The organism is Shewanella zhuhaiensis, assembly GCF_022484835.1.
Lineage (GTDB): Bacteria > Pseudomonadota > Gammaproteobacteria > Enterobacterales > Shewanellaceae > Shewanella > Shewanella khirikhana.
Genome location: NZ_JAKUDL010000004.1, coordinates 421,663 through 448,420 on the forward strand (window position 1 = coordinate 421,663; position 26,758 = coordinate 448,420).

The 26,758-nt window shown below is 55.8% G+C and carries 20 protein-coding genes and 4 tRNA genes; 13 read left to right on the forward strand and 11 right to left on the reverse strand.

Annotated elements, in window-relative coordinates; all coding sequences use genetic code 11:
* Positions 1 to 336 precede the first annotated feature (336 nt).
* The 6 genes from ilvG to MJ923_RS13910 all read left to right on the forward strand — a co-directional run bounded on the left by ilvG (position 337) and on the right by MJ923_RS13910 (position 8,112).
* Positions 337 to 1,992 carry an acetolactate synthase 2 catalytic subunit gene (gene ilvG / locus MJ923_RS13885; protein ID WP_420854487.1) on the forward strand — a complete coding sequence of 552 codons (1,656 nt, stop codon included), beginning with the start codon at positions 337 to 339 and terminating at the stop codon, positions 1,990 to 1,992.
* Entirely contained in the window at positions 1,989 to 2,240 is a 252-nt protein-coding gene (ilvM, locus tag MJ923_RS13890; protein WP_126168456.1) for an acetolactate synthase 2 small subunit, read from the forward strand. The genes ilvG and ilvM overlap by 4 nt, the downstream gene beginning before the upstream one ends.
* A 63-nt stretch (positions 2,241 to 2,303) precedes the next feature.
* Positions 2,304 to 4,160, forward strand: a complete 1,857-nt coding sequence (gene ilvD / locus MJ923_RS13895) for a dihydroxy-acid dehydratase (protein ID WP_240591613.1) — start codon at positions 2,304 to 2,306, stop codon at positions 4,158 to 4,160.
* 1 nt (position 4,161) lies between these two features.
* The gene (ilvA, locus tag MJ923_RS13900) at positions 4,162 to 5,757 is read left to right on the forward strand and encodes a threonine ammonia-lyase, biosynthetic (RefSeq protein ID WP_240591614.1); all 1,596 of its coding nucleotides are present in this window, start codon (positions 4,162 to 4,164) and stop codon (positions 5,755 to 5,757) included.
* 429 nt (positions 5,758 to 6,186) lie between these two features.
* Positions 6,187 to 7,317: a pyridoxal-phosphate-dependent aminotransferase family protein gene (locus MJ923_RS13905; protein WP_240591615.1), complete on the forward strand. Its 1,131-nt coding sequence runs from the start codon at positions 6,187 to 6,189 to the stop codon at positions 7,315 to 7,317.
* A gap of 78 nt (positions 7,318 to 7,395) precedes the next feature.
* Positions 7,396 to 8,112: a substrate-binding periplasmic protein gene (locus MJ923_RS13910; RefSeq protein ID WP_240591616.1), complete on the forward strand. Its 717-nt coding sequence runs from the start codon at positions 7,396 to 7,398 to the stop codon at positions 8,110 to 8,112.
* Here the strand turns inward: MJ923_RS13910 and MJ923_RS13915 are convergent.
* Together MJ923_RS13915 and creD are read right to left on the reverse strand one after the other, a co-directional pair.
* Positions 8,109 to 8,867, reverse strand: coding sequence for a phosphatase PAP2 family protein (locus MJ923_RS13915; protein ID WP_240591617.1), 759 nt, complete (start codon positions 8,865 to 8,867; stop codon positions 8,109 to 8,111). The two genes, MJ923_RS13910 and MJ923_RS13915, sit on opposite strands and share 4 nt — an antisense overlap.
* Positions 8,868 to 8,987: 120 nt before the next feature.
* Positions 8,988 to 10,421, reverse strand: coding sequence for a cell envelope integrity protein CreD (gene creD, locus MJ923_RS13920; protein WP_240591618.1), 1,434 nt, complete (start codon positions 10,419 to 10,421; stop codon positions 8,988 to 8,990).
* 275 nt (positions 10,422 to 10,696) lie between these two features.
* Between creD and MJ923_RS13925 the strand changes: the two genes are divergently transcribed.
* Together MJ923_RS13925 and MJ923_RS13930 are read left to right on the forward strand one after the other, a co-directional pair.
* Positions 10,697 to 11,596, forward strand: a complete 900-nt coding sequence (locus tag MJ923_RS13925; protein ID WP_240591619.1) for a hypothetical protein — start codon at positions 10,697 to 10,699, stop codon at positions 11,594 to 11,596.
* Between the two features lie 133 nt (positions 11,597 to 11,729).
* A complete protein-coding gene (locus tag MJ923_RS13930) occupies positions 11,730 to 12,038 on the forward strand; it encodes a hypothetical protein (protein ID WP_240591620.1) in 309 nt (102 codons plus the stop codon).
* Positions 12,039 to 12,228: 190 nt separating this feature from the next.
* Here the strand turns inward: MJ923_RS13930 and ubiK are convergent, their stop codons facing one another.
* The 5 genes from ubiK to MJ923_RS13955 all read right to left on the reverse strand — a co-directional run bounded on the left by ubiK (position 12,229) and on the right by MJ923_RS13955 (position 17,942).
* Complete coding sequence (gene ubiK / locus MJ923_RS13935) at positions 12,229 to 12,477, reverse strand: ubiquinone biosynthesis accessory factor UbiK (RefSeq protein ID WP_126168448.1); 249 nt, start codon at positions 12,475 to 12,477, stop codon at positions 12,229 to 12,231.
* Positions 12,478 to 12,545: 68 nt separating this feature from the next.
* Entirely contained in the window at positions 12,546 to 12,968 is a 423-nt protein-coding gene (locus tag MJ923_RS13940) for a GNAT family N-acetyltransferase (protein ID WP_240591621.1), read from the reverse strand.
* Between the two features lie 134 nt (positions 12,969 to 13,102).
* The gene (locus MJ923_RS13945; protein ID WP_240591622.1) at positions 13,103 to 16,177 is read right to left on the reverse strand and encodes a multidrug efflux RND transporter permease subunit; all 3,075 of its coding nucleotides are present in this window, start codon (positions 16,175 to 16,177) and stop codon (positions 13,103 to 13,105) included.
* Between the two features lie 12 nt (positions 16,178 to 16,189).
* Positions 16,190 to 17,308 (reverse strand): efflux RND transporter periplasmic adaptor subunit, encoded by a 1,119-nt coding sequence (locus tag MJ923_RS13950; protein ID WP_240591623.1) that lies wholly within the window; start codon positions 17,306 to 17,308, stop codon positions 16,190 to 16,192.
* Between the two features lie 43 nt (positions 17,309 to 17,351).
* Complete coding sequence (locus MJ923_RS13955; RefSeq protein WP_240591624.1) at positions 17,352 to 17,942, reverse strand: TetR/AcrR family transcriptional regulator; 591 nt, start codon at positions 17,940 to 17,942, stop codon at positions 17,352 to 17,354.
* Between the two features lie 114 nt (positions 17,943 to 18,056).
* On the opposite strand from MJ923_RS13955, the gene rep reads away from it, so the two are divergent.
* Positions 18,057 to 20,069 carry a DNA helicase Rep gene (gene rep, locus MJ923_RS13960; protein ID WP_126168443.1) on the forward strand — a complete coding sequence of 671 codons (2,013 nt, stop codon included), beginning with the start codon at positions 18,057 to 18,059 and terminating at the stop codon, positions 20,067 to 20,069.
* A gap of 103 nt (positions 20,070 to 20,172) precedes the next feature.
* On the opposite strand, the gene MJ923_RS13965 is transcribed toward rep, so the two are convergent.
* A complete protein-coding gene (locus MJ923_RS13965) occupies positions 20,173 to 22,782 on the reverse strand; it encodes a bifunctional diguanylate cyclase/phosphodiesterase (protein ID WP_240591625.1) in 2,610 nt (869 codons plus the stop codon).
* Between the two features lie 217 nt (positions 22,783 to 22,999).
* Here MJ923_RS13965 and MJ923_RS13970 point away from each other — a divergent pair.
* The 4 genes from MJ923_RS13970 (at position 23,000) to MJ923_RS13985 (ending at position 23,437) form a co-directional block, all read left to right on the forward strand.
* Positions 23,000 to 23,076: transfer RNA gene (locus MJ923_RS13970), tRNA-Arg, on the forward strand.
* Positions 23,077 to 23,111: 35 nt separating this feature from the next.
* Positions 23,112 to 23,187: transfer RNA gene (locus tag MJ923_RS13975), tRNA-His, on the forward strand.
* A gap of 24 nt (positions 23,188 to 23,211) precedes the next feature.
* A tRNA-Pro gene (locus MJ923_RS13980) sits at positions 23,212 to 23,288 on the forward strand.
* 72 nt (positions 23,289 to 23,360) lie between these two features.
* Positions 23,361 to 23,437: transfer RNA gene (locus MJ923_RS13985), tRNA-Pro, on the forward strand.
* 375 nt (positions 23,438 to 23,812) lie between these two features.
* Here the strand turns inward: MJ923_RS13985 and MJ923_RS13990 are convergent.
* The 3 genes from MJ923_RS13990 to MJ923_RS14000 form a co-directional block, all read right to left on the reverse strand.
* Positions 23,813 to 25,732, reverse strand: coding sequence for a bifunctional diguanylate cyclase/phosphodiesterase (locus tag MJ923_RS13990; RefSeq protein ID WP_240591626.1), 1,920 nt, complete (start codon positions 25,730 to 25,732; stop codon positions 23,813 to 23,815).
* Positions 25,733 to 25,739: 7 nt separating this feature from the next.
* Positions 25,740 to 26,447: a transglutaminase-like cysteine peptidase gene (locus MJ923_RS13995; protein WP_126168440.1), complete on the reverse strand. Its 708-nt coding sequence runs from the start codon at positions 26,445 to 26,447 to the stop codon at positions 25,740 to 25,742.
* Positions 26,448 to 26,464: 17 nt separating this feature from the next.
* A partial coding sequence (locus MJ923_RS14000; protein ID WP_240591627.1) for an OmpA family protein occupies positions 26,465 to 26,758 on the reverse strand: 294 nt, incomplete at its 5' end.

Genomic DNA, 26,758 nt, shown 5'->3' on the forward strand with positions numbered 1-26,758 from the left:
CTTTTTTGGAATGCAAATTTTCTGTTGTAAAGCCGGCAAGCTTTGTGCTAATTCTTAAAGCTCGCTGAAAAAGGCGACATCAGAAACGAATACGCAAGTTGATTAAGGACTCTGTCAAACGTGTTTAACCAGGCTGCCAAGCTCATTCTCGTGATTATTACCGTAGTGATTATTAAGTCACAGCGGGGACGGCGCATGGCAAACTGACAGACCTAATCCAGGAAAGAAGTTGCAGAAAAGCCCCCCGCTCCGAAAGGACCGGGGGGTTTCTCGTTTCAGGGCATTTGAAAACTACCGTAAAGGCACAGAGCAGGAATTTAGATGGAAGGACAGATGATGAGAGGGGCTGACGCAGTCATCAAGGTATTGGCCGCCCATGGGGTGAACACGGTATTCGGATATCCCGGTGGCGCCATCATGCCCATCTACGACGCGCTTTACGGCAGTGAAGTCGAGCACACCCTGTGCCGCCACGAACAGGGTGCAGGCTTCGCTGCCGTGGGCTATGCCCGCGCCAGTGGCAAAACCGGCGTCTGCTTCGCCACCTCTGGCCCCGGCGCCACCAACCTTATCACCGCCCTTGCCGATGCCCTGCTGGATTCAGTGCCTGTGGTGGCCATCACAGGCCAGGTGTCCACCTCGGTTATCGGCACAGATGCCTTTCAGGAAATCGATGTGCTCGGCATGAGCCTGTCCTGCACCAAGCACAGCTTTATGGTGCAGAACGTCGATGAACTGGTGCCTACCCTCTACCGCGCCTTCGAACTTGCCGCCTCTGGCCGCCCCGGCCCTGTGCTGGTGGACATCCCCAAAGATATCCAAATTGCCCAGCTCGAATACCGTGCTCCTCTGCTGGCGGTGGCCGATGAGCCAGAGGTCCAGGATGGCGACATAGACGCCGCCCGCGCCCTGATAGCGGCCGCCAAGAAGCCCATGCTGTACGTAGGCGGTGGTGTGGGTATGGCCGGCGCTGTTGAGCAGCTGCGCCGCTTTATCAAGGCCACCAATATGCCGTCGGTCGCCACCCTGAAAGGCTTGGGAACCATCCCACACGGTACTCCGGGTTACCTGGGCATGCTGGGGATGCACGGCGGCAAGGCGGCAAACCTTGCGGTGCAGGAATGTGATTTGCTGATGGTGGTCGGCGCCCGCTTCGATGACCGTGTGACCGGCCGCCTGGCCTCATTTGCCCCCAACGCCAAGGTGCTGCATCTGGACATTGATGCCGCCGAACTTGGCAAGCTGCGCCTGCCCGATGTGGCCATTGCCGCCGAGCTTCGAGCTGTGCTGCCACGGCTTGAAATGGAACTGGATATTGCTCCCTGGTGCAGCGAAGTGGAGTCGTTGGCCGAGGCCCATCGCTGGGACTACAACCATCCCGGCAGCCTTATCTACGCCCCGGCCATGCTGCGCCGCCTGGCCAACAAGTTACCGGAAGACAGCGTGGTAAGCTGTGATGTGGGTCAGCACCAGATGTGGGTTGCCCAGCATATGCATTTCCGCCGCCCTGAAGATCATTTATCCAGCGCCGGCCTTGGCACCATGGGCTTTGGCTTACCAGCCGCCATCGGCGCCCAGATGGCCCGCCCCGATGCCACAGTGGTGGCCGTGTCCGGCGATGGCTCCTTCATGATGAACGTGCAGGAGCTGACCACCATCAAGCGCCGTAAGCTGCCGGTGAAAATCCTGCTTATCGACAACCAGCGTCTGGGCATGGTGAAGCAGTGGCAACAGCTGTTTTTCGAAGAGCGCTACAGCGAGACCAATCTGTCGGACAACCCGGATTTCGTCACCCTGGCGTCGGCCTTCGAGATCCCCGGTCGCACCATTTTCGGCGCCGACGAAGTGGAAGAAGCACTGGAAGAAATGCTCACCTGCAAAGGCCCTTTCCTGTTGCATGTGGCGATTGATGATGCCTTTAACGTCTGGCCGCTGGTACCGCCCGGCGCCTCAAACAGCGATATGATGGAAGAAATGGAGAGAAGCACATGAACCACAGCCTGGAAGTTACCCTGATGCAGCGTCCCGAAGTGGTTGAGCGCGTCCTGCGGGTCGTTCGCCACCGCGGCTTTACCGTGACTAATATGAATATGCGCCTCGGCGAAGAGAGCGTGTATCTGTCGATGTCGGTTTCCAGTGAGCGGGCGATTGAGCTTTTGAGCAACCAGCTGACCAAGCTGGTGGATGTGACCGGTTGTCATGTGATGCAGCCCGCCATGTCACAGTCGGCAAGTGCCTGATCTCTTAACATAAGTAAGATATTCTGTTTTCATCAAAAATTGAAAAAAGCATAGGAAGTTTCAATGGCTAAATTACGTTCCGCCACCAGTACCGAAGGCCGCAACATGGCTGGAGCCCGCGCCCTGTGGCGTGCCACCGGCGTTAAAGATACCGACTTCGGCAAGCCCATCATCGCCATTGCCAACTCCTTTACCCAGTTTGTGCCCGGCCACGTGCACTTAAAAGACATGGGCGCCCTGGTGGCGTCTGCCATCGAAGAGGCGGGCGGCATTGCCAAAGAATTCAATACCATCGCCGTGGATGACGGTATCGCCATGGGCCATGGTGGCATGCTGTATTCGCTGCCATCCCGGGAGCTGATTGCCGACAGTGTGGAGTACATGGTTAACGCCCACTGCGCCGATGCGCTGGTGTGTATCAGTAACTGCGACAAAATCACCCCCGGCATGCTGATGGCGGCGCTGCGCCTCAATATCCCGGTGGTGTTTGTCTCCGGCGGGCCGATGGAAGCGGGTAAAACCAAGCTGTCTGACAAGCTCATCAAGCTGGATTTGGTGGACGCCATGGTGGCGGCGGCGGACGACCGTATCAGCGACGCCGACAGCGAGAAAATCGAGCGCAGTGCCTGCCCTACCTGTGGCAGCTGCTCCGGTATGTTTACTGCCAACTCCATGAATTGCCTCACCGAAGCGCTGGGCCTGTCACTGCCGGGCAACGGCTCCATGCTGGCGACCCATGCGGATCGCCGTGAGCTGTTCCTCGAAGCCGGTCGCCGGGTGATGAAGCTTGCCAAGCGTTACTATGGCGACGATGACGCCTCTGTGCTGCCCCGCGCCATTGCTTCTTTCAAGGCCTTTGAAAACGCCATGGCGCTGGATGTGGCCATGGGCGGTTCCTCCAATACCGTGCTGCACCTGCTGGCTGCGGCCCAGGAAGCCGAGGTGGACTTCACCATGGCCGATATCGACCGCATCAGCCGCAAGGTGCCGCACCTGTGCAAGGTGGCGCCCTCCACGCCCAAATACCATATGGAAGATGTGCACCGCGCCGGTGGTGTGATGGCCATTCTGGGTGAGCTGGACCGCGCCGGGCTTTTGCACACAGACGTAAACCACGTGGCCTCGGAAGATGGCACCCTTAAATCAGTGCTCGAGCGCTTCGACGTGGTGCTGACCAAAGATGAAAAAGTGCACGAATTTTTCCGCGCAGGTCCCGCAGGCATCCCCACGACCCGCGCCTTCAGCCAGTCCTGCCGCTGGGACACCCTGGATGATGACCGCCGCGAAGGTTGTATCCGCAGCCGTGAGTTTGCCTTCAGTCAGGAAGGTGGCCTGGCGGTATTGTCGGGCAATCTGGCCGAAAACGGCTGTATCGTGAAGACCGCTGGCGTGGATGACTCCAACCTCAAATTCAGCGGCGTGGCAAGGGTATATGAGAGCCAGGAAGACGCAGTTGCCGGCATTCTCGGCGGCGAAGTGGTGGCCGGTGACGTGGTGGTGATTCGTTTTGAGGGCCCCAAAGGCGGCCCCGGCATGCAGGAAATGCTCTACCCAACCAGTTACTTAAAGTCCCGCGGCCTTGGCACCCAGTGCGCCCTCATTACCGATGGCCGCTTCTCCGGCGGTACCTCGGGGCTGTCTATCGGTCATGTCTCGCCAGAGGCGGCATCCGGCGGCACCATAGGCCTGATTGAAAATGGCGATCGTATCGATATCGATATCCCCGGCCGCAGCATCAAGCTGCTGGTGAGTGACGCCGAGCTTGAAAGCCGCCGCGAAGCCATGAACGCTAAAGGGCCGCTGGCCTGGAAACCACTGTCACGGGTTCGCCCAGTGTCCATGGCGCTCAAGGCATACGCCATGCTCGCCACCAGTGCCGATAAGGGCGCTGTGCGCGATGTCTCCAAATTGGAGGGCTGAGATGCTGGATTTCGCTGGCGGTGGTGACACTAATAAATCAGAGGTGAAGCCTGTGGATCTTGCTCATTATTATCTGCAAAAAATCCTGCTGTCGTCCGTGTATGACGTGGCCAAGGTGACGCCCCTGTCCCATATGGGCAAGCTGTCGGCGCGCCTCGGGCAGGAGATTTATTTAAAGCGCGAAGACATGCAGCCGGTGCACTCTTTCAAGCTGCGCGGTGCCTACAACCGTGTTTCGCAGCTCAGTCAGGCTGAGTGTGAGCGCGGTGTGGTCTGTGCTTCGGCTGGTAACCATGCTCAGGGCGTAGCGCTGTCGGCCTCGAGCCGCGGTGTGGACGCCGTGATAGTCATGCCCACCACCACGCCGGATATTAAAATCGATGCGGTACGTCGCCGTGGCGGCAATGTGCTGCTCCACGGTGAGTCATTTGATCAGGCCAACGCCCAGGCCCAGCATCTGGCGCAAACCGAGGGTCGGGTCTATATTGCGCCCTTCGATGATGAGGCTGTGATTGCCGGGCAGGGCACAGTGGCGCAGGAAATGTTGCAGCAGCAGCGGGATCTGGAGCTGGTGTTTGTGCCCGTGGGCGGCGGTGGTCTGGTGGCCGGTATTGCCGCTTACTACAAGGCGGTGCGGCCATCGGTGAAAATCATCGGTGTAGAGCCTGAGGATGCCGCTTGCCTTAAGGCCGCCATGGCGGCGGGTGAGCCTGTGACACTCTCTCAAGTGGGCCTGTTTGCCGATGGCGTGGCGGTCAAGCGTATCGGCACTGAGCCGTTTCGTATCGCCAAGCTCTATGTGGATGAAGTGGTGACCGTGAGCTCGGATGAAATCTGCGCTGCGGTGAAGGATATCTTTGAGGACACCCGTGCCATCGCCGAGCCTGCTGGCGCCTTGTCGCTGGCGGGGCTTAAAAAATACCTGGCGCAGAGCGCGCCTGCCCTTGCTGAGGCGGGTAAACCGGCCCGCAAGGTGGCCGCCATTCTGAGTGGCGCCAATGTGAATTTCCATAGCCTCAGATACGTGTCTGAGCGCTGTGAACTTGGTGAGCAAAAAGAAGCGGTGCTCGCGGTAAAGGTGCCCGAAGTGCCCGGCAGCTTCCTTAAGTTTTGCGAGCTTTTGGGCAAGCGCGCCATGACGGAATTCAACTACCGCTTCTCTGGCCGCGACAGCGCCGTGGTGTTTGCCGGTATCCGGCTTTCCGGTGGTCAGCAGGAACTGGCTGAGATAATCGCGTCGCTCACCTCCGGAGGCTTCGAGGTGCAGGACTTATCGAGCGATGAAACTGCCAAGCTGCATGTGCGTTATATGGTGGGGGGCCATCCCACAGAGCCATTGAGTGAGCGGCTATTCAGCTTCGAGTTCCCCGAGTATCCGGGGGCGCTGCTTAAGTTTTTAACTACCCTTGGCAGCCGCTGGAACATCAGCCTGTTCCACTACCGCAACCACGGTGCTGCCTTCGGGCGGGTGCTGGCGGGGTTCGAGGTGCCGGAGGGCGACCATGAAGCCTTTGGCCGCTTCCTCACCGAGCTTGGCTTTGTGTGGCAGGAAGAAACCCACAGCCCGGCTTACCGCTTGTTTTTGGGCAGCAAATAATTGGGAAAGCCCGTTAGGGAGGTGTGAGTGAGTCCCTGCGTGCTCTGGCTTTGGCGGCAACAGGAGTTCGAGGCATTCAACTGAAGGCATGCCGAGGCATGTCGAAGTTGAATAACGATGAAATACTAAAGCCCCCAAAGCCCCTTTGGGCGTGGCTTACCTGGGCGTGGCTTACCTGGGTGTGACTTACCGGGGTATGGTTAGCGGTGCATTCATAGCTCAGCCCCTATTTGTTCAATGACAGCTAAATTCAGCAAAGATGAGCCAGCGCAGAGCGTGTATGGGACTCATTCGAACCTCCCTTAGACCAAGGCAGGGGCGTTTTAGTATGGGAATTATGTTAGGGTAAATGCTCGAAATCATTATAAATCCAATAAAATAACTCAGACCTCAATGCGGCACCGCCGCGACAACCAACAAGGAGTCTCCATGCAAGCCGCTCCCAAGATAGCGCCCTTTATGCCGCCACGCCGTATTCTGATGGGCCCGGGCCCTTCTGATGTGTATCCCGAGGTGTTGCTGGCCCAGTCGCGCCCCACAGTGGGCCACCTGGATCCCTTGTTTGTGGCCATGATGGATGAGCTTAAATCCCTGCTGCAATATGCCTTTCAGACCCAGAATGAGATGACGCTGGCGGTGTCGGCGCCGGGCAGTGCCGGCATGGAAACCTGTTTTGTGAATCTGGTGGAGCTGGGCGAAAAGGTGGTTGTATGCCGCAATGGGGTGTTTGGCGAGCGGATGCGTCAGAACGTGGAGCGCTGCGGCGGTGTTGCTGTGGTGGTGGACTTCCCCTGGGGGGCGCCGGTTGACCCAGATGTGGTAGAAGGGGTATTGAAGCTTAACCCCGACGCCAGCTTCCTTGCTTTTGTCCATGCCGAAACCAGTACAGGCGCGCTGTCGGATGCCAAAACTCTGTGTGCCCTCGCCCGTGAACACAACTGCCTGTCGATTGTCGATGCGGTGACCTCCCTTGGCGGGGTTGAGCTGAGGGTCGATGACTGGGGCATAGATGCCATCTACTCAGGTAGCCAGAAGTGTTTATCCTGCGTACCGGGCCTGTCGCCTGTGTCTTTCTCGCCAAGGGCGGTTGAAAAGCTTAAAAGCCGTAAAACGCCAGTGCAGAGCTGGTTTTTGGATCAGACCCTGGTAATGGGCTACTGGAGTGGCGCTGGCAAGCGCGCTTATCACCACACGGCGCCGGTTAATGCCCTTTACGCCCTGCACGAGTCGCTGCGGCTGCTTGCCGAAGAAGGCCTGGAAAACGCCTGGGCCAGACATCAAAATATGCATCAGCTGCTGAAGGCCGGCCTTGAGAAACTTGGGCTGGGTTTCGTGGTGGATGAGGCTTACCGCTTGCCGCAGCTCAATGCCGTGTACATTCCAGATGGTGTGGATGATGCCGCTGTGCGCAGCAGTTTGCTTGGCCGCTACAATCTCGAGATTGGTGCCGGGCTTGGGGATCTGGCGGGTAAAGCCTGGCGGATCGGGCTGATGGGCTTTGGGGCCCGCGCCGAAAACGTGGCCCTGTGTCTGCGGGCGCTGGAAGAGGCGTTAGCTTAAGGAGAAACCGCGCTGCGGATTGGTCTGTTCGGTTGTCAGCGTCTATAGTTTAAGACAATGATAATTAGAAGGGATCTTATGCGCTTATCCTTGTTTTTGCTGGCGATGTGTCTGGCGCTCGCCAGCCATGCCGCCACTGTCACCATAGGCGCTCTAAACAATAAGCCGCCCTACGTGCTCGAAGACTCTGAATCCGGCCTCGAGCTTGACATTATCCGTGCCGCCTTTGCCGAGGTTGGCATGGATGTTCGCTTTAAGTTCTATTCCCGCAAACGCCAACTGTTGTTCTACGAAAAGGAACGCCTCGATGGGGTGATGACGGTGAACAGCTATTTCGGCCTGCCGGGCTATGCCTCTGATCACTATATCTATTACCGCAATGTCGCCATCAGCTTAAAAGAGCGGGGGGTGAAGCTTCGGCAAATCATCGATTTAAAGAATTACAGCGTGGCAGCCTTTGAAAATGCGTCCTTTATGCTGGGGGGCGAATTCCAGAAAGTCAGCAGTAACACCATTTACCGCGAGTTAAATCCGCAAACCAATCAAAACAAGATGTTATATCTAGGCCGCATCGACGTGGCGGTGGCCGACAAGTACATCTTTCTGGCCAACAACCGCTTGGTCGAAACCGAGGTGGATACCAGCCTGCCGTTGGAGTACCACGAGGTATTCCCCCGCACTGCTTATCTGCTGATGTTTCACAACTCTGTGGTGCGGGATGCCTTTAATGAGGGCCTGAAAAAAATTAAAAAAAATGGCCAGTACCAACAGCTGATGAAAACCTATTTGAATTAACGGCGAAACAGCACCGGCAGCCGTGCCAGAGCAATGCCAACCATCGCCAGAGGCAGGGCGATAAGGGTTGCTGCCAGCACGTCCTGACTGTGGTGCATCCCCAACAGCATCCGCGAAAAACCCATAGCAATAGCCCAAATCCCAAGCAGACCACACACGCCCCAGTGCCCCGAGGCGATAAAAAACCAAAATCCACTCAGTGCCAACACGGCCGCAAACAGGGTATGACCCGAGGGAAACGATAGGCCAACTTCGTGCTGCCAATGGTCGGCGATGGCGGCGGACAGTGGCGGTAGACTGCTGTTTTGCCCGGCAAAGAGGCGGGAGATTTGTTCCCGGCGCTCGGGTTTGGACTTCTGATAAAAGGGCTCAAGCTCAAGCAGCCCTTGCTCAGCCATCCACTGGGCATTGGGGCGGGGCTCATCGAAGCAGGTTTTCAGATACTCATTCAGCACCAGTCCGCCACCCAGGGATAAAGCCAGTGCCAGCAGCATCCGGGTCGCCTGGGCGCGCGATAAGCGATAAAACCCCAATGCAGCCACAGCTACCGCGGTAAGGGCACCCCAGGGCGCCGTGCCGGTGAAGGTCACCCAGTAGAGGGCATCTGCGCCAACGGTGTCGAGCCTAAGCAGTGGAAACAGCTTGATATCCAAAAGATAAAGCATGGCGGATGGCAGCAATAACAGCAGCCAGAACAGCAGCAGTAACAAGGGGCGCGAGCTCTGGCCAAACCGGGGGACGTGGGTGTGGTGCATCTTAACTCCTTTGATGCGGTGGAAAGCTGAGTGTACCCGGTTGGGACAAATAAAAAAAACCGGCGGCCAAAGGAGATGGGGGCTGCCGGTACCTTCATCGAGGCTCAAGGGACGAAGTGATCAGCCGGGCACGCTTTGGCGGCGGGTGAGGAACATCAGCGTCAGCAGTACCGCCAGCAGCAGGCCGCTGCCCATCAAGAGTGCGTAATCTTCCAGGCGCAAAATGGAGTACAGCAGGCCATACAAACCCAGCAACATCGCCAGCATAATCACACCCCTGCCATGGCTTTGGGTGGCGCTGGCCACATACGCAGGAATGCTGAGCACAGGCACCAAAGCCGCGAGCACATAGGCCATGCCAAAGCCAAGGTGTTCAGACAGCGCCAATAACAGCAGGTAAAACAGTGTCATGGCTGCGCCCACCATCAGGTATTGCAGTGGCGATAAACTCTGCCCCTGACCCAGTTCAAACATCAGCAGCAAGATAAAGGTCAGGGCAACGAACAACAGACCATATTTGATGGCTCGCTCGATTTTGCCGTAGTGGGTGACGGGTTCAAACAGCTGGGTATGGGCCCGGGCTTCCAGCAGGCTCTGCCCCTGTGAAGTGCGCATGATTTGCGGATAGTTACGACTTAAATGACTGATATTCCATGAGGCGTTAAAACCATCGGCGCTGATATTGCGCTCGCTGGGGAGTATGCCGGTAAAGCTGGGATGGGGCCAATCGGCGCTGAGGCTAAACTCGGAGGCCTCGCCAAGGGGCAGAAAGCCGATCCCCTGCGAGCCACGCAGGCGCAGTTTGAAGTCCACGGTAAAGGGAGCGTGTTCCTGACCCAGTTGCAGGGGCCGATGAAAACCTCGATTCAGCGCCTCGATAGCAAGGCCGGTGCCGGACATCAGATCGCCGCCGACCCGTGGACCGTCACCGCTGACCACAAAGCTGTCTACTCCGTCTATCGCCTGATTGGCGGAGAGGCCAAACACCAAACGGGCGCGGGAAAATTCGAATGATTCCAGATTGCTGATGATGGGCAGATTGACATCGAAACTGGCCTGGCCCTCCACCCCGCTTTGGTACACCAGCGAGTGGTAGATGCCACGGTCGCGAAAGTCATGCTTGAGATCGGCCTTCATTTTCAGGTGCTTGGGAAGGATCAGCAATTCATCTTCCACAGTGCTGCGACGCTGGCGACGGCTGCCATCGGCCACGGTTTCTTCAGTCAGCACGGCATAGCGGTAGGGCAGCACCAGCACTGGCCCTGTCAGCAACTGCTCTTCACCCCAGGACTCGCCGATGTCACGCACCACGTCGCGGTACAGACCTTCTCGTTCTGAGGCCAAATCCTGCACCAGGGTGAGTGGCACTATGGCCAGCAAACACAGCATTAGCGTAAGAGCACCTTTTAAAATCAATGACATTCTCGCCAGTAGTGCCGGGTTTTCGGTATTGCCGTACAGGCGCCTGAGCCCGGCGCGGATGGCCATAAAGCCACCAAAGCCAAGGCCGCCGAGCAGCGCCAATGCCATGAGTCCAAAAAACATGTCCGCCATGATTCTTCCTTGCTGAAAATTCGGGATTGAGAGCCTGACTAATTGAAACAGTTTGGCGCTAAAACAGGGGGGCAGACCGCTGATCAATTGTGGCAAAAAGATGGCAATTGCTGACCGGCTGTACAGATTTGCGCCGTTTCTGTTTGGTCTGCGGCTGCCGGGTGAGGTGGCATTTGTGGGCAGACATGGCATGAACTAGGCTCTAAGGAAGGGCGCTGCCTACCCGACAGAGTCTTAATACCGGGATGCCGCAAGGCATATCAAGGAGGATACATATGCACTTTATTGCCAACCAGATGGAGCCTGCGCAGGTTGCCGCGCAGCTAAGTGACCATTTTCAGGGGGAAACCAGCGACGCCCTCTGTATGAAAGCCTGTTACAGCGCATTATTGAGTCCGCAAGCTACCTATATCTTTTTCGCCCGCTACGCGGCATTGAATGGTTATGCCGGGCCTTTGGTGGCGCGCCTTGCCAGCAGTTTGGGGTTAAGCCGCGGGATATTCAAAGATCACAGCGAAAGCAGCGATGTCTCCGACAGAGACATGCTCATCGCCCAGCATGTGTTTGCCGCCACTGTGGATGAGTTTGGCGACAGCAAGCAGCGCGGGCTGACCCACAGAACCCTGGCGCAGGGCACTGTGGAGGCTGCGGCACGCTACGCCTGCCTGACCCGCCATCGCCGAGAGCAATTAAGCCACCTGCCGGTACAATATCAGCCGGTATTGCATGCCTTTATCCGTGAATATCAGGGGGAAGTCGGTAATGCCCGTGCACTTATTCGTGCCCTTGGCTTTCATCTTGCCAGCGAGCAGCGGGCCGACCGCGAATATGCGCTGATAGACGAAGTCTTTTGCCATACCAGCTGGGGTAAGGAGTTCAAGGCCTGGCTTGCCGACAACAAACGTGTTGAGCTGGCGGGGGAGTCGATTCCGGCCTGGTACTGGGTCGCGACCCATGGCCACTATGGTGGCACCGGCGTTGAGTGGGAGCATTTCGATGAAGCTCTGGGCGCCATTCGCCTGGCAAGGTTGTACAGCCCTATTTCGGTGGATGAGTTCGACCATCTGATAGAAGTGGGCTATCAGGCCTTTATCGACCTGATAGACACGGCCTTTGTGGCGTTGGCAGCAGAATGCGATGCCCTGGCTGAGACCGACTCAATGGCTTTTGCCTGATACGTGTGGTTAAACCGTCCTGATAAAATGTTGCCCATATTACGCCCCTTGCCGTTCTGCTGACCTATGCTTAAAAGGTCAGCAAACCCCGGCTCGCCACGCCAAAGGTTGCCGGGGATACGGGAGGTATCTGATGAGCTACTCCGTTCAATTTACCCTGGCCATCCGCAGTCTTGATCAGAAACGGGCGGCGTTTTTATCGAAAAAACTCAGCTTGCCGTTTGTGCCCTTTGTGGGGCTGAGGCTGGTGGAGCCCTCCGGCAACAGCGAACCTGTTGTGTCTGTGGCCTGGTCCGACGAAAGCCAAAGTTTTCATTGTCATATCGACGCTATTCAAGCCCAGATGCCTTCAGGCTGTGAGCTGGATTTGGACTATATGATTGAATCAGCTAGAGACAACGGCTGGGAAGGGGCTGCCAAGATATACCAGTTGGCCGCCTGATATCGCCGCTTTCGGCGCTGTTTTAAATGGACGACACTGACCTCGTCCTGGGTGGGTTTTGCTGTGCTGAAATACGGCTTGGATGTGAACAATGCAGTGTGGCATTAGGCGCCAGCCGTCAGATCAAACAAAAAGCTTAAAAACAAAAAGCCGGGACGAACCCGGCTTTTTAGTGTCTGAATCAAAAGGCTCAATTGCCCAGTTTCTTTTCCAGCTCATCGACTTTGGCTTGCAGCGCTTCCAGCTTTTCGCGGGTACGCAGCAGCACGTGTTGCTGTACTTCAAATTCTTCTCTGGATACCAGATCCAGCTTCATCAGTTGGCTTTGCAGTACCTGCTTGCTGCGATCTTCCATTTCACCGGCAAACTGCTTCAGGCCGGACGGCAGGTTGTCACTGAGCTGCTTGGCGAGCTCCTCGATTTTTTTGGGATTCAGCATCTGTCATTCCGCCTTGGTTTGAATTGGCTCGATTGTACCCCAGCCCACGCACGCTTTACAGTTGCGCCTTAAAGATAACGCTTGAGCAGGAAGAAACGCCCCGGACTGTCGCCAATGGCGGGCACTTCGCCAATGATGTCGAAGCCTTGTTTTTGGTAAAACCCCGGGGCCTGGAACGCCAGGGTATCCACCTGCGCCGCAATACAGCCGCGCTCCCGGGCCGCCGCCTCGGCTTTGGCCATCAGCTCGCGGCCTAACCCACTTTGGCGACAGCTGTCATCGACCCAGAGTACCTCTATCAAAAACTGGCAATAGATGGTGCGCCCGGCAATGCCGCCAAGCAGCTTACCTGTGTCATCTTTGGCACACACCAACAGTGGCTGGGCTTTTTCTGTGCCCAGATGCGCATGGTTAAAGCTGCGCACGCCACTCACCAACTCATCAAAAAGTGGCTGATTTTCTTCGTTAAACAGACTGAATTCCCGGTGCATTGGCTACGTCTCTGGCTATAACAGCCTTTGAGCTTAGGGAAAACGGCGCGCAGTGGCAAGCGGGGCGCTTCCTATCGTTGGGCATAAAAAAACCGGGCACTGGGCCCGGTTTTCGATTTGAAAGTTGAGTCGCGTTAACTCGCGCTGGCCTCTTCAAACTCGGGCAGCGGTTTGTGCTTTTCGCCAAGGAAGCTGTAGATCACCGGCAGTACAAACAGGGTGAACACAGTGCCTATGGCAAGGCCTGCCACAATCACCAGACCAATGTTGAAACGGGCCACCGCGCCGGCGCCGGAGGCAAACAGCAGCGGAATAAGACCTGCAATCATGGCCGCGGTAGTCATCAGAATGGGGCGCAAACGGATTTTGGCCGCCAGGCTGATGGCTTCGATTCGGCCAATCCGGCGGTGCAACTGCTCTTCCTTGGCCACTTCACACATCAGGATACCGTGCTTGGTGATAAGGCCTACCAGGGTAATCAAACCCACCTGGGTGTAGATGTTCATCGACGATAAGCCGAACACATGGGTCCAGCCCAGTGCGATGAGGGCACCGCAGATGGCGAGTGGCACAGACACCAAAATCACCACAGGGTCTTTCAGGCTCTCGAACTGGCTCGCCAACACCAAAAAGATGATGGCAATGGCCAGCAGGAAGGTGCTGTACAGCGCTGAACCTTCGGTCACAAACTGGCGGGCTTCACCGAGGAAGTCGTAGTTGTAACCCTTGGGCAGCTCGTTATCGCCGATGTCTTTCAGGAAGTTAATCGCATCGCCAATGGCCACGCCCGGGGTGGCAACGCCGCCGATGGTGAGCGAGTTCATCTGGTTGAAGTGTGGCAGCGAGCGGGGCTGCGCAACCATCTCGATTTCCACCAGGCTGGAGAGCGGAATTGACTTGCCATCGGCCGCCTTAACGTAATAGTTCGCCAGCGACTCAGGGTTGGCGCGCAGTTTACGCTCTACCTGCGGAATAACCTCGTAAGAACGGCCATCCAGATTGATGCGGTTAACATAGCCGTCGCTCATCATGGTGGAGAGCGTCATGCCGATGTCCTGCATGGTCACCCCATAGGTGCCCGCCAGATCGCGCTTGATATGAATGCGCATGCTGCCTGAGTCAAACTTGAGGTTCATCTCCGAGTAGATGAAATACGGGCTCTTTTGCACTTTTTCGAGCACCTGGGTACCAATCTGGAATAGGCTCTCGAAGCTGCTGGCGGTGGTGATGACAAACTGGATCGGCAAGCCGCCAGAGGCGCCGGGCAGCTCAGGCATCTCGAAGGTGGTGACCGCCATGCCGGGAATGCTTTTTACTTCACCGGCAAAGAACTTCTGCATTTCCTTCTGGCTCTTGTCACGCTCACTCCAGGGCACCAGCGGCGCAATACCGAAGGCCTGGTTGGCATTGGGAATACCGACGAAGGCGAGCGAGGCCGCCGACTCAGGCTGGGCCTTAATCATGTCGGTGACCAGCTTCATATTGCTCTGGATATAGTCAAGGTTCGCGCTAGAAGGCGCCGTGCCCATCATCATCACCACGCCCTTGTCTTCCTTGGGGGCAAGCTCGGCCGGAATAAACTTAAACAGCAGCGGCAGTGAGGCAAACACAATAACCGCAAAGGCCACCACCACGGCGCGTTTTTGCATCACAGCAGAGAGCATACGGGCGTAGCTGTCGGTCAGGCGGGTTAAGGTGGTTTCCACCGCGTGCTCAAACTTACTCGGTGCGCTGTGGGCTTTGAGGATTTTTGAGCACATCATCGGCGACAGGGTCAGTGCCACAATCCCGGAGATAAACACAGCGCCGGCCAGTGTCAGGGCAAACTCTTTAAACAGTGAGCCTGTGATCCCGCCCATCAGTGCGATTGGCGCGTACACCGCCGCCAGGGTGATGGTCATGGAAATCACCGGCACCGCAATTTCGCGGGTACCTATGATGGCAGCGCGAAACGGGCTTTCACCGAGTTTGATATGCCGGTCGACGTTTTCCACCACCACGATGGCATCGTCCACCACCAGACCAATGGCCAGCACCATGGCGAGCAGGGTCATCAGGTTCAAACTGAAGCCGAAGGTCTGCATGATGATGGCCACGCCAATCAGCGACAGCGGAATGGTCACAATCGGAATAAGCACCGCCCGCAGCGAGCCCAAAAACAGGGTGATCACCACGATAACGATAATCGCCGCTTCGCCGATGGTCTTGATAACCTCGTTAATGGATTCATCAATAGCGCGGGATGAGTCGTACAGAATGCGCGCCTTGATGGATGGCGGCAGGCTGCGCTCGATTTCCGGCAGCAGGGTGCGGGCATCGGCGGCCACGGTGAGCGGGTTGGCGGTGGGGGTCACATCCAGACCAATCACCACGGCCTCCTGACCATCGGCCAGGGCGCGGTAAACATCGTGGCTCTTGTCCAGCGACACTTCGGCGATGTCGCCAAGGCGCACAACCTTGCCGTCACCGCTTTTGATCACCAGCCGCTTAAGTTCATCAATGGTGGCCACCTGGGTATCGGCGGTGCCGTTAAACAGGGTGTAAACCCCATTGGCCTGACCCACGGCCGACTGGAAGTTGTTGGCCTGCAGTACCTGCATTACTTCGGTGGCGCTTAAGTTAAAGGCGCCCATGCGGGCCGGGTCGAGCCATATTCTCATGGCGTACTGAATGCCGCCGTACAGGTTCACCTTGGCCACGCCATTGATGGTAAAGAGCTGCGGCTTGACCACCCGCTCCAGATAGTCAGTCAGCTGACTTGAGTTAATCTGGTCGCTTGAAAAGGCGATATAGAGCACTGAAGTTTGCGAGCCGGTGGACATGGTCACGGTCGGGTCTTCAGACTCTTTCGGCAATTGCGAGCGCACCGAGTTCACCTTGGCGAGGATATCCGCCAGAGCGCCATTGGGGTCGGTGTTGAGCTTCATGTAGACGTTGATATTTGACTTGCCGAGGAAACTCTCAGAGGTCATAAAATCCACGTTATCGGCCTGGGCCAGCGCCTGCTCCAGTGGCTGGGTAATAAAGCCCTGAATAAGGTTGGCGTCGGCGCCATAGTAGCTGGTGGCCACGTTGACCACGGTATTGGTCATCTCGGGGTATTCCCGCACCTGCATGCTCTTTAAGGCGTTAAGGCCCAAAAGCAGGATAAGGAAACTTATCGAAATCGCCAGCACCGGCCGCTTGATAAAAATATCGGTAAAGCGCATCCGGATGTCTCCTTAGAGCCTTGGCATGGCGTCAGATTCGGTCAGGGCCTTGTCTTCCACCACCTTCACCTTGCTGTTGTTCGACAGGCGGATTTGACCCGAGGTCACCACCATATCACCGGCCTTAATGGCGCCACTTACCAGCGCATCATTGCCGCTGCGTTCCAGCACATTGACGTTCATCTGATGCACCCGTGACAGGGTTTCACCGTTTTCGGATTTCTGTTCAACCAGATACACAGAGTTGCCATAGAGGGTGAAGTTGATGGCGGTTTGCGGCAGCACAAACTGGTTTTCAAGTGTTGGCAGCAATACGTTCACCCGGGCGAACATGCCGCTGCGCAGCTTGGCGTGGTCGTTCGGAATACGCGCCTGAATTTGGATCAGGCCGCTTTGGTAAAACACCGCAGGTTCAATGGCGGCAATTTCACCTTCGAAGGGCTCGTCGGGGTAGGCATCCACAAACACATGAATTTTCTGGCCTACGGCGATGCGTGGCAGCTGGGTTTGCGGGATGGTGAAGCGAATTTTCATAGTGCTGATGTCTTCCAGACGCACAATTTCGCTGCCCACCTGCAGGTATTCACCCAGGTTGATGTTGCGAATACCCACCAGGCCATCAAAGGGCGCGCGGATTTCGCGGCGGCCAATGGTGGCTTCCAGGCTATCGATATCCGATTTCAGTGCCAGATACTTGGCTTCGGCATTGTCCAGATCCTGCTTTGATACCGACTTTTGCGCATACAGGCGCGACAGGCGCTTGTAGTCGGCTTCGGCAGCAGGCAGTTGCACCAGCTTGGACTGCAGATTGGCTTTTTCAACCTGGGTGTCCAGCGCAACCAAAAGCTGATCTTTGCTGACTTTGGTGCCGTTCTCAAAGGCGATTTGGGTGACAACCCCGGCGGCCTCGTTGGCAATGGTCACGCCCTGATGAGGCTCGACAAAGCCGATGGCGTCAATGGTGGGCTGCCAGCTCTGTGGGCTGACGGTGAGGGCGGTGACCGGAAACTCCGCTTCCGGCATGTTGGCGATGGCATCGGCAATCTTGCCCTTCACAAACAGGTTAAAGCCGATGACGCTCCCCAGAGTCACCAGCGCTATGGTCAACATGACCAGGATCCACTTCTTCATTGCCTTTTGGCTCCGCTTGATGGTGGTAATTACAGTTTGAAAATCAACGTTTGATGGCGCGCCAGCTGAGGTCACAGACCACAGACAACTCGTCCATTGAAAAATTGAGGCCAGTGCGGCGCATGCGGCGGCACAGGCCAACGGCCGGCTCGAAGGCCAGCGCAAACAGCAACTCGTCGTTCAGATCGACAATCAATCCCACGGCCTTGGCCTCATCGAACAGGGTGTGCAGCGGCGCAAAAGTTTCACGCTCGAATTGCCGATGCTCAGTGCTGTTGGCACCCGGCAGGTGGGTGTATTGCTCGAAGTTGAGCCGCTCCAGCGTGCAGGTTTCACCCAGCCTGATAATGTTGAACCACACCTTGCGAAAGCGTTCTTCAATGCTGCCCTGATCGGCATCCTCCAGGATGGACTGGGCGATTTGAGTCAGCACATCGCGGCGCAATTCATCGATGAGTTCATCCTTGTCTGTGAAATAACGGTAGATGGTGCCTGCGGCTACACCGGCATCCTTGGCGAGTTTTTGCATAGACAGATTGTGCAACCCCTCGTTGGCAATGATGTTTTCCGCGGCTCTCAGTATCTGTTCCCGTTTATTGTCCATGGTTTTAATCGACAGTGAATGAACGTTCATTCATTTTATGTTGGCAAAGTTAAATTGGCAAGCGCGGCTGTGGTCGCTCTTTGTAAAAAGGATCTGCTATGATCCCGCTTCTGTGTTCGTTTACCCCAAGAGAAGTTTGCCCCGATGAAGCTCAACCCCGCGCAAGATGAAGCCGTCCACTATGTCTCCGGACCCTGCCTGGTATTGGCCGGGGCGGGCAGTGGCAAGACGCGGGTTATCATCAATAAAATCGCCTATCTGGTGCAAAAGTGTGGCTATCAGGCGCGCAATATTGCCGCGGTGACCTTTACCAACAAGGCGGCGCGGGAGATGAAAGAGCGTGTGGCTCAGTCCATGGGCCGCAAGGAGGCACGGGGTCTGTGGATCTCAACCTTCCACACTCTGGGGCTGGAAATCCTCAAGCGCGAACATAAAACCGTGGGCCTCAAGGCTGGGTTTTCGTTGTTTGACGATCAGGACACGCTGGCACTGCTCAAAGAGCTCACTCTGAACGAGCTCAAAGAAGACAAAGATTTACTTAAGCTGTTGGCGAGTGCCATTTCCAACTGGAAGGGCGCACTGGTTATTCCTGACCATGCCCGCAAAATTGCCAAAGATGAACGTGAGCAGATGTTTGCGCTGCTGTACCAGCGCTATGCCCAGCATATGAAGGCTTACAATGCGCTGGATTTTGACGACCTGATTTTGCTGCCCACCCTGCTGCTCAGGCATAACCCTGAGGTGCGCAGCCGTTGGCAGGCGCGTATTCAGTACCTTTTGGTGGACGAATATCAGGACACCAACGGCAGTCAGTACGAGCTGGTGAAACTGCTGGTGGGCGAGCGCGCCCGCTTTACCGTGGTGGGTGACGATGACCAGTCGATTTACTCCTGGCGCGGCGCCAAGCCGCAAAACCTGGTGCTGCTCGGTAAAGACTTCCCCCAGCTTAAGCTGATTAAACTCGAGCAAAATTACCGCTCCAGCCAACGCATCCTGCGCGCCGCCAACATTCTGATTGCCAACAATCCCCACGTATACGACAAGTCGCTGTTTTCTGAGCTGGCCTACGGCGAGCCGATGCGGGTGCTCACGGCGCTCAATGAAGAGCAGGAGGCTGAGCGGGTGGTTGCCGAGATTATCCGTCACCGCTTTGTGGGCAAAACCAGTTACGGTGATTACGCAATCTTGTACCGCGGCAATCACCAGTCCCGACTGATTGAACGGGCGCTGATGACCAACCGCATTCCGTACAAGCTAAGCGGCGGCACCTCGTTTTTCTCCCGCGCCGAGATTAAAGACATCATGGCCTACCTGCGGCTGGTGGTGAATCCGGACGATGACAACGCCTTTCTGCGTATCGTCAACCTGCCCAAGCGCGGCATAGGTCCTGCCACCCTGGAAAAGCTCGGCAATTTTGCCAACAGCAAACATATCTCCATGTTTGCCGCCATCTTTGAGCCGGAAATTGAGCTGCATCTGGGGGCCAGTGCCCTGAACGCGTTGGAAGAGTTCGGCCGCTTTATTGTGGAAACCGGCGATATTGCCGAGCGCGGCGAAGGGGTGGATGCTATCAAGCAGCTTATTCGTAATATCAATTACGAAGATTTCCTTTATGAAAGCAGCCCCAGCGCCAAGGCCGCAGAAATGCGGATGAAGAACATCTCCGAGCTGTACCGCTGGGTAACGGAAATGCTAAACGGTGACGATTTGGATGAGCCGATGACCCTGCCGGAGGTGGTCAGCCGCCTGACTCTGAGAGACATGATGGAGCGCTCCAGTGAAGATGAAGCTGGCGATCAGGTGCAGCTGATGACGCTGCATGCCTCCAAGGGGCTGGAGTTTCCTTATGTGTTTATGATTGGCATGGAAGAGCGGATTTTGCCGCACCAGAGCAGCATTGATGAAGATAATGTGGAAGAAGAGCGCCGCCTCGCTTACGTGGGGGTGACCCGCGCCCAGCGCGAGCTGTGGTTTACCATGTGCCGCGAGCGGCGCCAGTTTGGTGAAACCATGCGCTGTGAGCCGAGCCGCTTTCTGGATGAGCTGCCTCAGGACGACCTGATTTGGGAGAGCCGCAAGCAGCCCCAGAGCGAACAGCAGCGTCAGGAGACCGGCAAGGCCAATATTGCCAACATCCGGGCCATGTTCAAAAAGTAAGGGTGGCGTAAAAGTCATAACAGGACAAGGACGGCTGGCAAAGCTGAATGCCGTCCTTTTCTCCCGCCGATTTTAAGAAGATTGCAGCTTGAAGCCGAACGGCTTACGCGTATTCCTGCTGCGCAATCACTTCGCAGGCAGTCAGCTGCTGAATAAGCGGCACACCGGCCTGCGCCAGCGCATTGCGGGTACTGAGTGGCTCGCTGCCTGAGGCGATGACCCTGAGCCCCAGTGACATGGCCGCCACCGCAGATGCCGTTAAGAAACGTACCTTTTCTGAACCAGCCTCACCCTGAGTTTCTGCTAGCCGCAGTGCCTGAATTGGCATTAAGGTCAGTGATTTCAATGAGCTGAAGCCATTGCCATAGCCCGAGAGTCCGAAATTCACCTCAAGCTTACCCAGCATATCAAACCCGGCGATATGGCTTTGGCTGTCCTGTATCAGGGCGGCCTCGTCAAAGAACACCCAGATATTGGCCGTGTGCACTCTGACGTCTTTCAGCAGGTTTTTCAGTTTTCTGAGTGCATGCTTGTGTTTTAGATGAGCGCTCGACAGGCACAGATGCAGCTCGGTGCTCGTCAGCCAGCCAGGCAGCGGCTGAGACAACGCCTTCAGCAGGTATATATCCAGCTCCATGCTGAGGTTGGATCGCTCAGCAAGCTCAATAAGTGGCCCAGCATAGAGTTCCCCCTGAGAAGGGTGTTGCCAGGCGAGGGTAATGCGGTGGGCCACAGGCGTGCTGCCATCCATGGTGATCACCGGCAAGGCTCTGAGATACAGGGCATCCTGAGCCAGCGCATCCCTCAGCAGGGCTTCATCCTGGCGCTCTTTGTCGTGGGCTTCACGGCGCTTGGTATCAAACATCACATAACAGCCCTTGCCCCGGGCTTTGGCCTGATACATGGCGCAGTCGGCGTCTCTGAGGATAGACTCGGCGGTATCCTGATAGCTGCGGCCACTGACGGCTACGCCAATACTGGCCCCCGACTGGAACAGGCTGTCGCCGAGCTGGAATGGCTCAGACAGCTGCGTGAGAATACGCTCGGCCACTTCTTCGGCGTCTCTGGGGCTGTTGATATCATCCAGCAGCACAACGAATTCATCACCGCCCAGACGACCCAGGGTGTCGTTTTCCCGGATACAGGAGGCAAGGCGCCGGGCGGTTTCAATCAGGAAGCGGTCGCCTTCCAGGTGACCCAGGGTGTCGTTAATTTGTTTGAAGCGGTCGAGGTCGATAAACAGCAGGGCAAATTGATCGCGGCCGTGGCGGCGCACATGGCGCACAGCCTGGGCTAAACGTTCGGTAAACATGCTGCGGTTGGGCAGACCGGTCAGCGCGTCATGCTTGGCATCGTGGATAAGCTGCTGCTCGACTTCGCGGCGCCGCAGGATTTCCTGCTCCAGTTCACCATTGAGTTCGGCCAGTGCGCGGGTACGCTCAGCGACCTTTTCTTCCAGCTGCTCGTAGCTCTTTTTCAAAAATTCGGCATGTTGTTTGCGCTCGATGGCGGTACCAATGTGCTGGGAGACGAAAGTCAGCAGTTCGAGGTCGCGAATTTGATAGTTCTGACTCATGCTCAGGCTGTAAATGGTCAGCGCACCTTTCACCTCATCGCCAATAAACAGCGGCACCCCAATCCATTGATGCATCTTTTGGGTGTTGTTGAGCTCTGGCGTTTGAGCATATACCTCACCGCGCTCGACCAGGGCCCGAATGGCACTCTGGTCCAGCAGCAGTGGCCTGCGGCGACTGAGCAGATATTCGGTCAGGCCATCGGTCTGCGGCCTGCGTTTGGGGGCTTCGGTACCTAGCTGAGAGACATAAAACGGAAAACTCAGTGCCTGCGCTTCTTTCTCTATCAGGGCGATATAGCAATTACTGGCCGGAATAAGGTGGCTTAAGATGCTGTGCAGCCGGGCGTAAAAGTCGGGATGCTCAAGCCCGGTGGCCGACAGTTCGGCGATTTCAAACAGGGATTTTTGCAAGCGCTCGGCACGGCGGCGCTCGTACACTTCCAGCTTGAGTTTATCGTAGGCCTCGCTGAGTTCGCGGGTGCGCTGTTCGATGGATTGTTCGAGTTGCTCGTGGTGCCTAAGCCGCTCCATCACGCCGGAAATATGGTGGCTGATAAACTCCATCAGCTCAATTTCGGTAAGGCCGTAATTCACCTCGGGGTTATAGGTTTGTACCACCAACACCCCTGTGGTGCGATCCTGATAGCGAATCGGCACCCCCAGCCACTGATGGCTGGCACTGCCGAGGCTGACGATATCGCCGCTGGCTTCCAGCCGTTCAAAGTCGGCCTGGCCACAGAGCGCGGTTTCGCCCTGACGAAACACATAGCCGGTAATGCCGCGCATCAGGATTTGATGCAGGTCCTCATCCGGATACATGAGCGACGGGTGCGGATCCTTTTCATCGGCAAAGAAGGGAATTTCCAGATGCTCGGTGCGATGATTATAGGTGGCGATAAAAAAGTTGTCGGCGGCGATGAGCGATTTGAGGTGGGTGTGCACCCCGGCGTAAAAATCTTCAGGGGAGCTGACTTCGGTGGCGATATGGGTGATCTGCAACAGGGCATCGCGGACCACTTCGGCCCGTTTGTATTTGCCTGCCAGGCGTCGTAATCGATCGACCCGCTTGAGCAGACGGCTAATGTCGTCCCCGGATGGGGGATTGGTTTCATCCGTAAATCCAGAATCCCTTTGCATATCGCTCGCCGTAATTTTTTTGTTATTTGACGGGAAATTGACCCAAGAGAACAGCATACCCTTGAACGGGAACGCCATAAAGTGAATTCTTAGAACGTTTTTTGTGCATAGGGTAGGGGCTTTTTGTCAAAACTTGAGCAAACGAATAAAAAAACCATTTTATGCTCTGGACTCAGGGACAAATACCTCCTACTATATGCGGCGCTGACACGGCAGGGCACCCATAGCTCAGTTGGATAGAGCGCACCCCTCCGGAGGGTGAGGCCGAGGGTTCGAATCCTTCTGGGTGCGCCAGTTGGTTCGACAGTGTCAGCAAAGGAAATTCAGTGGTGACTGTAGCTCAGTTGGTAGAGTCCCGGATTGTGATTCCGGTTGTCGTGGGTTCGAGCCCCATCAGTCACCCCACTTCCTTCAGAAGCTAAAAAACGTCGGTGATTAGCGCAGTCTGGTAGCGCATCTGCTTTGGGAGCAGAGGGTCAGAGGTTCGAATCCTCTATCACCGACCACTTCTGAAAAAGTCCAGTTTGAATGCCACCCGGCATTTTTTTTATTTCTGGCAATCGCATGCTCAAACATGTCGGTGATTAGCGCAGTCTGGTAGCGCATCTGCTTTGGGAGCAGAGGGTCAGAGGTTCGAATCCTCTATCACCGACCACTTTCTTCGCTTTATCCTTCCTTATTTTACTGTCTGCTTTTCAGCGTTTTGACGTCTCTGTTGTTATTCCGCTGTCCGTATTTATGCTTTGGTTTTTATTCGTTGTGGCTGCTTGTGGCTGACTTGATGCATTGAGCTCACTGCAATAAAGATAATGGCCCCGCAGCCTGCAAACCTCGTCAAACCAGCTGGTAGCGTTAAAGCTTACTCAAAGGCCTGCAGACGCCCTTTTAGGGGCTTTGGCGAGAGCCTGTTGAGTGACTTGTGAGTATTGACCTGTGATCCTTGCAGGCATGCCTTACGAGGCGCGCTAATTGCCTTTGCGGCAAAAAGAAAGGGTGCCCAAGGCACCCTTTTGTGTATTTGAAGTCTGGCTTAGTCGACTGCCACCGGCGGGGCGATAAAGCCTTGATACGCGGTAGTCTTCAGTGGAATAAAACGCTCCAGCTGCGGCTTTTCCTGAATACCCGTGACAATCACCTGGATTTCCAAACCGCGGGCCACGTTGACCAGCGCGCGGCACAGCTCGGCGTTGTGCTGGTTTTCGTCATAGTAGGCGAAGGATTGATCCAACTTCACATAACTTGGGCGCAGGGTCTGCAGGTATGACATTGAGCCAAACTGACGGCCAAAGTGGTCGATACCAAACTTGGCACCATTATCGCGGATAATGGCGCACAGGGCTTCACATGCCTCTGGATTGCTGTAGACGCCGGATTCAGGAATGTCGAAGCACAGGCGCTCTGCCAGCGGAGTTGCGCGCAGGAACTGCTGCAGCCACTGGTGGAATTCAGGGTCGGTCAAACTCTGATGGGTCAGGTTGATTGCCAGTGGCTCGAAGTTACGCTCCAGCAGGTGGATATCGTGCACCTTCTGGATAAGACATTTATCCAGCAAGGCGCCCAGCGAAAGCAGTTCGACGTATGGCATAAACTGCCCGGCGTGGGCCAACTTGTCACCAATTTCCAGCTGACAGTAGAGTTCCCGTTGCAGCAAGCCTGCGCCGTCACTGAGTTGGATAGGCTGCCAGCGGAACTTGAACAGCTTGGCGTTGATGGCGCTGGAGAGTTTTTCGCGCCACTGCTCGCGGGTGAACAGCTGCTCTTCGTTGGACTCAAACCAATGGTAGACCTTGCCGGACTTGATGGCGCTTTGCAGTGCGTTGTCCGACTGGGCCAGCATATCTGACACTGTCATGGAGCCGATGCGCTCGGCAATACCAATGGCAAACTGTTCATTGGGCTTACCGCCTGCCTTGGAAATTTCCTGATTCACAGTGCGAATAAGGGTTTGCAGGTATTTGCTGATTTGCTCTTTATCAACATCAAATACCAGGAAGGCAAATTCGAATGCCGCAATGCGGGCCACCACGCCAGGTGCGATTTCACCGAGCTGACTTTGCAGTTTTTCAGACAGCAGCTTGATGGTTTCGTCGCGTACCTGATAGCCGTACTTGGCGTGCACTTCTTCCAGCCAGTCAAACTTGGCCATAAACAGGGCGCCGCTGCCAGGTTCTGACAGCCAGCTGTTAAGGCGGCCCACCAGATATTGACGGTTTGGCAGGTTGGAGACCTGATCTACCAGATTCTTTTTGCGAAGTGCGGTGACTTCTTCATCCAGTGAGCTGAAGATTTGTTTGAGCTGGGCAGACATGCTGTTGAACGCAATTACCACTTCCTTGAGTTCAAGGGTTTTGGGAATGGCCAGTTCAGGCCCAAATTGGCGATTGGCAATGCTCTTGGCGTGCTCGGACACCACATGCAGTGGCTTGAGGATCCAGCCCAGACCAAAGCGGGCGAGGAAAATGGTCACCAAAAACAGGATTGAGAATACTATGATGGTATTGGTGAGGATCCGCCACAGCTCGTGGTAGCCAAAGCCCGGGTGTGCAGTAATTTCAAGCTGTGCCAGTTGCAACCAACCAGAAGTAATGGTGCTTTCTTTTTTGATGGTGCCGAAAATACCAAGGTTGATGAACCACTCGGGCACACCCTTAATTTTGAGCGAGTTATTCCATTCTTGCTGCTTGCCATCCACAAGCCAGGTCAGCTTGACCTGTTGGTAGTAACCGCCTTCAAAAATCACATTAATCAGGGTTTCGGCGGTGGCAATGTCGCCGGTTTCCAACGCAGGTACCAGCAGCAGGCCCAATGAGTTGCTGACGTTATTGAGGTCAGATTCCATTTGGTTGGTCAAAAAGCTCTTGGTCTCTGTGAACTGCACATAGGCCAGGCTGGTTATCACCAACAGAAACAAACCAAACAATAGCGAGTACAGCTGTCGAAACAGTGTCATGCGGTAGTTACTCCAATCTCATCTTGGGTTGTCTGAGCCGTTCAACCCCCAGTCTTCGGGTTAAATCGGACCATTTCTCCAGCCGCGAGGACGACCCCGCAAGCTCACCCCGTCCCTTTTCTTTGTTTAACCACAGTTGTTTACCGTTAAAGCTGTAAACTGGCAGCAGGTCCCGTCGTTGCGTGGCCGGTTTGATGGCCTTGTCCAGGTTGTCCAGTACCAGAGGTACCGAGCCCGGTGTTTCGTAATACGCCAGCACCATGTGGTACTGGTTGACTGAGGTTGCTTTAACCATGGTGATCCTGAGCTTCTCGTCCGGAATACCGAGCTGCAACAGGGTAAAATATTTGGCGATAGAGAAGTCCTCACAATCGCCGCCGGCAACACCGATAAACTCCATGGGCGTGGCCCAGTAGTTCGATTCACCCCATAACCTGATATCGTCAACGAAGGTAAACAGATTAAAGAAGGTATTCACCTTCGCCAACTTTTCTTTTTCGCTCAGTCCCTGAGCCGAGTCCACCACCTGAAACCAGGCATTGGCCCGTTTACCGGCGCGAGCGCCGTATTTATTCTCCAGGGTGGAGACAATCTTGTTACGGTCCAGCTGGGCACTTGACTGCGCGAACAGACAAATCCCCAGCAGGGCCGTTGCCAACACACCATGTCGGCAGACCTTTAATACGCTTTTGGTTATCTCATGTCTGCCTGTCATGGTTTGAGGTCAGTACACTATTTCACTTCTTGATCAACAGTATATATGTTCCACTTCATGTCGGCAGTAGTGTCGTCACCGACAATCTCAGCGATTACACGACGGTTTTTGTCGTGTGCCTCAGGGGAATCGCTTGGGTCAACCGGGTTGTTGTAACCAAAGCCGATAGCCTTGAGACGGCCGGGTTCGATACCGTATTGCTGCACCAGCACTTCGGTGACCGCGTTGGCGCGCCGCTGGGACAGGTCCATGTTGTAGTCGTAACCACCGGTGCGGCTGCAGTGACCTTCAATGGTCACGGCGGTGTTGGG

What these genes read in the sequence shown, in the direction of transcription:
- MJ923_RS13955 (WP_240591624.1), bottom strand. Translation starts at nt 17,942, where the DNA reads ATGAACGTTCATTCACTGTCGATTAAAACCATGGACAATAAACGGGAA.
- rep (WP_126168443.1), top strand. Translation starts at nt 18,057, where the DNA reads ATGAAGCTCAACCCCGCGCAAGATGAAGCCGTCCACTATGTCTCCGGA.
- MJ923_RS13925 (WP_240591619.1), top strand. Translation starts at nt 10,697, where the DNA reads ATGCACTTTATTGCCAACCAGATGGAGCCTGCGCAGGTTGCCGCGCAG.
- MJ923_RS13930 (WP_240591620.1), top strand. Translation starts at nt 11,730, where the DNA reads ATGAGCTACTCCGTTCAATTTACCCTGGCCATCCGCAGTCTTGATCAG.
- MJ923_RS13940 (WP_240591621.1), bottom strand. Translation starts at nt 12,968, where the DNA reads ATGCACCGGGAATTCAGTCTGTTTAACGAAGAAAATCAGCCACTTTTT.
- ilvM (WP_126168456.1), top strand. Translation starts at nt 1,989, where the DNA reads ATGAACCACAGCCTGGAAGTTACCCTGATGCAGCGTCCCGAAGTGGTT.
- MJ923_RS13945 (WP_240591622.1), bottom strand. Translation starts at nt 16,177, where the DNA reads ATGCGCTTTACCGATATTTTTATCAAGCGGCCGGTGCTGGCGATTTCG.
- MJ923_RS13905 (WP_240591615.1), top strand. Translation starts at nt 6,187, where the DNA reads ATGCAAGCCGCTCCCAAGATAGCGCCCTTTATGCCGCCACGCCGTATT.
- ilvG (WP_420854487.1), top strand. Translation starts at nt 337, where the DNA reads ATGAGAGGGGCTGACGCAGTCATCAAGGTATTGGCCGCCCATGGGGTG.
- ilvD (WP_240591613.1), top strand. Translation starts at nt 2,304, where the DNA reads ATGGCTAAATTACGTTCCGCCACCAGTACCGAAGGCCGCAACATGGCT.
- MJ923_RS13910 (WP_240591616.1), top strand. Translation starts at nt 7,396, where the DNA reads ATGCGCTTATCCTTGTTTTTGCTGGCGATGTGTCTGGCGCTCGCCAGC.
- ilvA (WP_240591614.1), top strand. Translation starts at nt 4,162, where the DNA reads ATGCTGGATTTCGCTGGCGGTGGTGACACTAATAAATCAGAGGTGAAG.
- creD (WP_240591618.1), bottom strand. Translation starts at nt 10,421, where the DNA reads ATGGCGGACATGTTTTTTGGACTCATGGCATTGGCGCTGCTCGGCGGC.
- MJ923_RS13995 (WP_126168440.1), bottom strand. Translation starts at nt 26,447, where the DNA reads ATGACAGGCAGACATGAGATAACCAAAAGCGTATTAAAGGTCTGCCGA.
- MJ923_RS13965 (WP_240591625.1), bottom strand. Translation starts at nt 22,782, where the DNA reads ATGCAAAGGGATTCTGGATTTACGGATGAAACCAATCCCCCATCCGGG.
- ubiK (WP_126168448.1), bottom strand. Translation starts at nt 12,477, where the DNA reads ATGCTGAATCCCAAAAAAATCGAGGAGCTCGCCAAGCAGCTCAGTGAC.
- MJ923_RS13990 (WP_240591626.1), bottom strand. Translation starts at nt 25,732, where the DNA reads ATGACACTGTTTCGACAGCTGTACTCGCTATTGTTTGGTTTGTTTCTG.
- MJ923_RS13915 (WP_240591617.1), bottom strand. Translation starts at nt 8,867, where the DNA reads ATGCACCACACCCACGTCCCCCGGTTTGGCCAGAGCTCGCGCCCCTTG.
- MJ923_RS13950 (WP_240591623.1), bottom strand. Translation starts at nt 17,308, where the DNA reads ATGAAGAAGTGGATCCTGGTCATGTTGACCATAGCGCTGGTGACTCTG.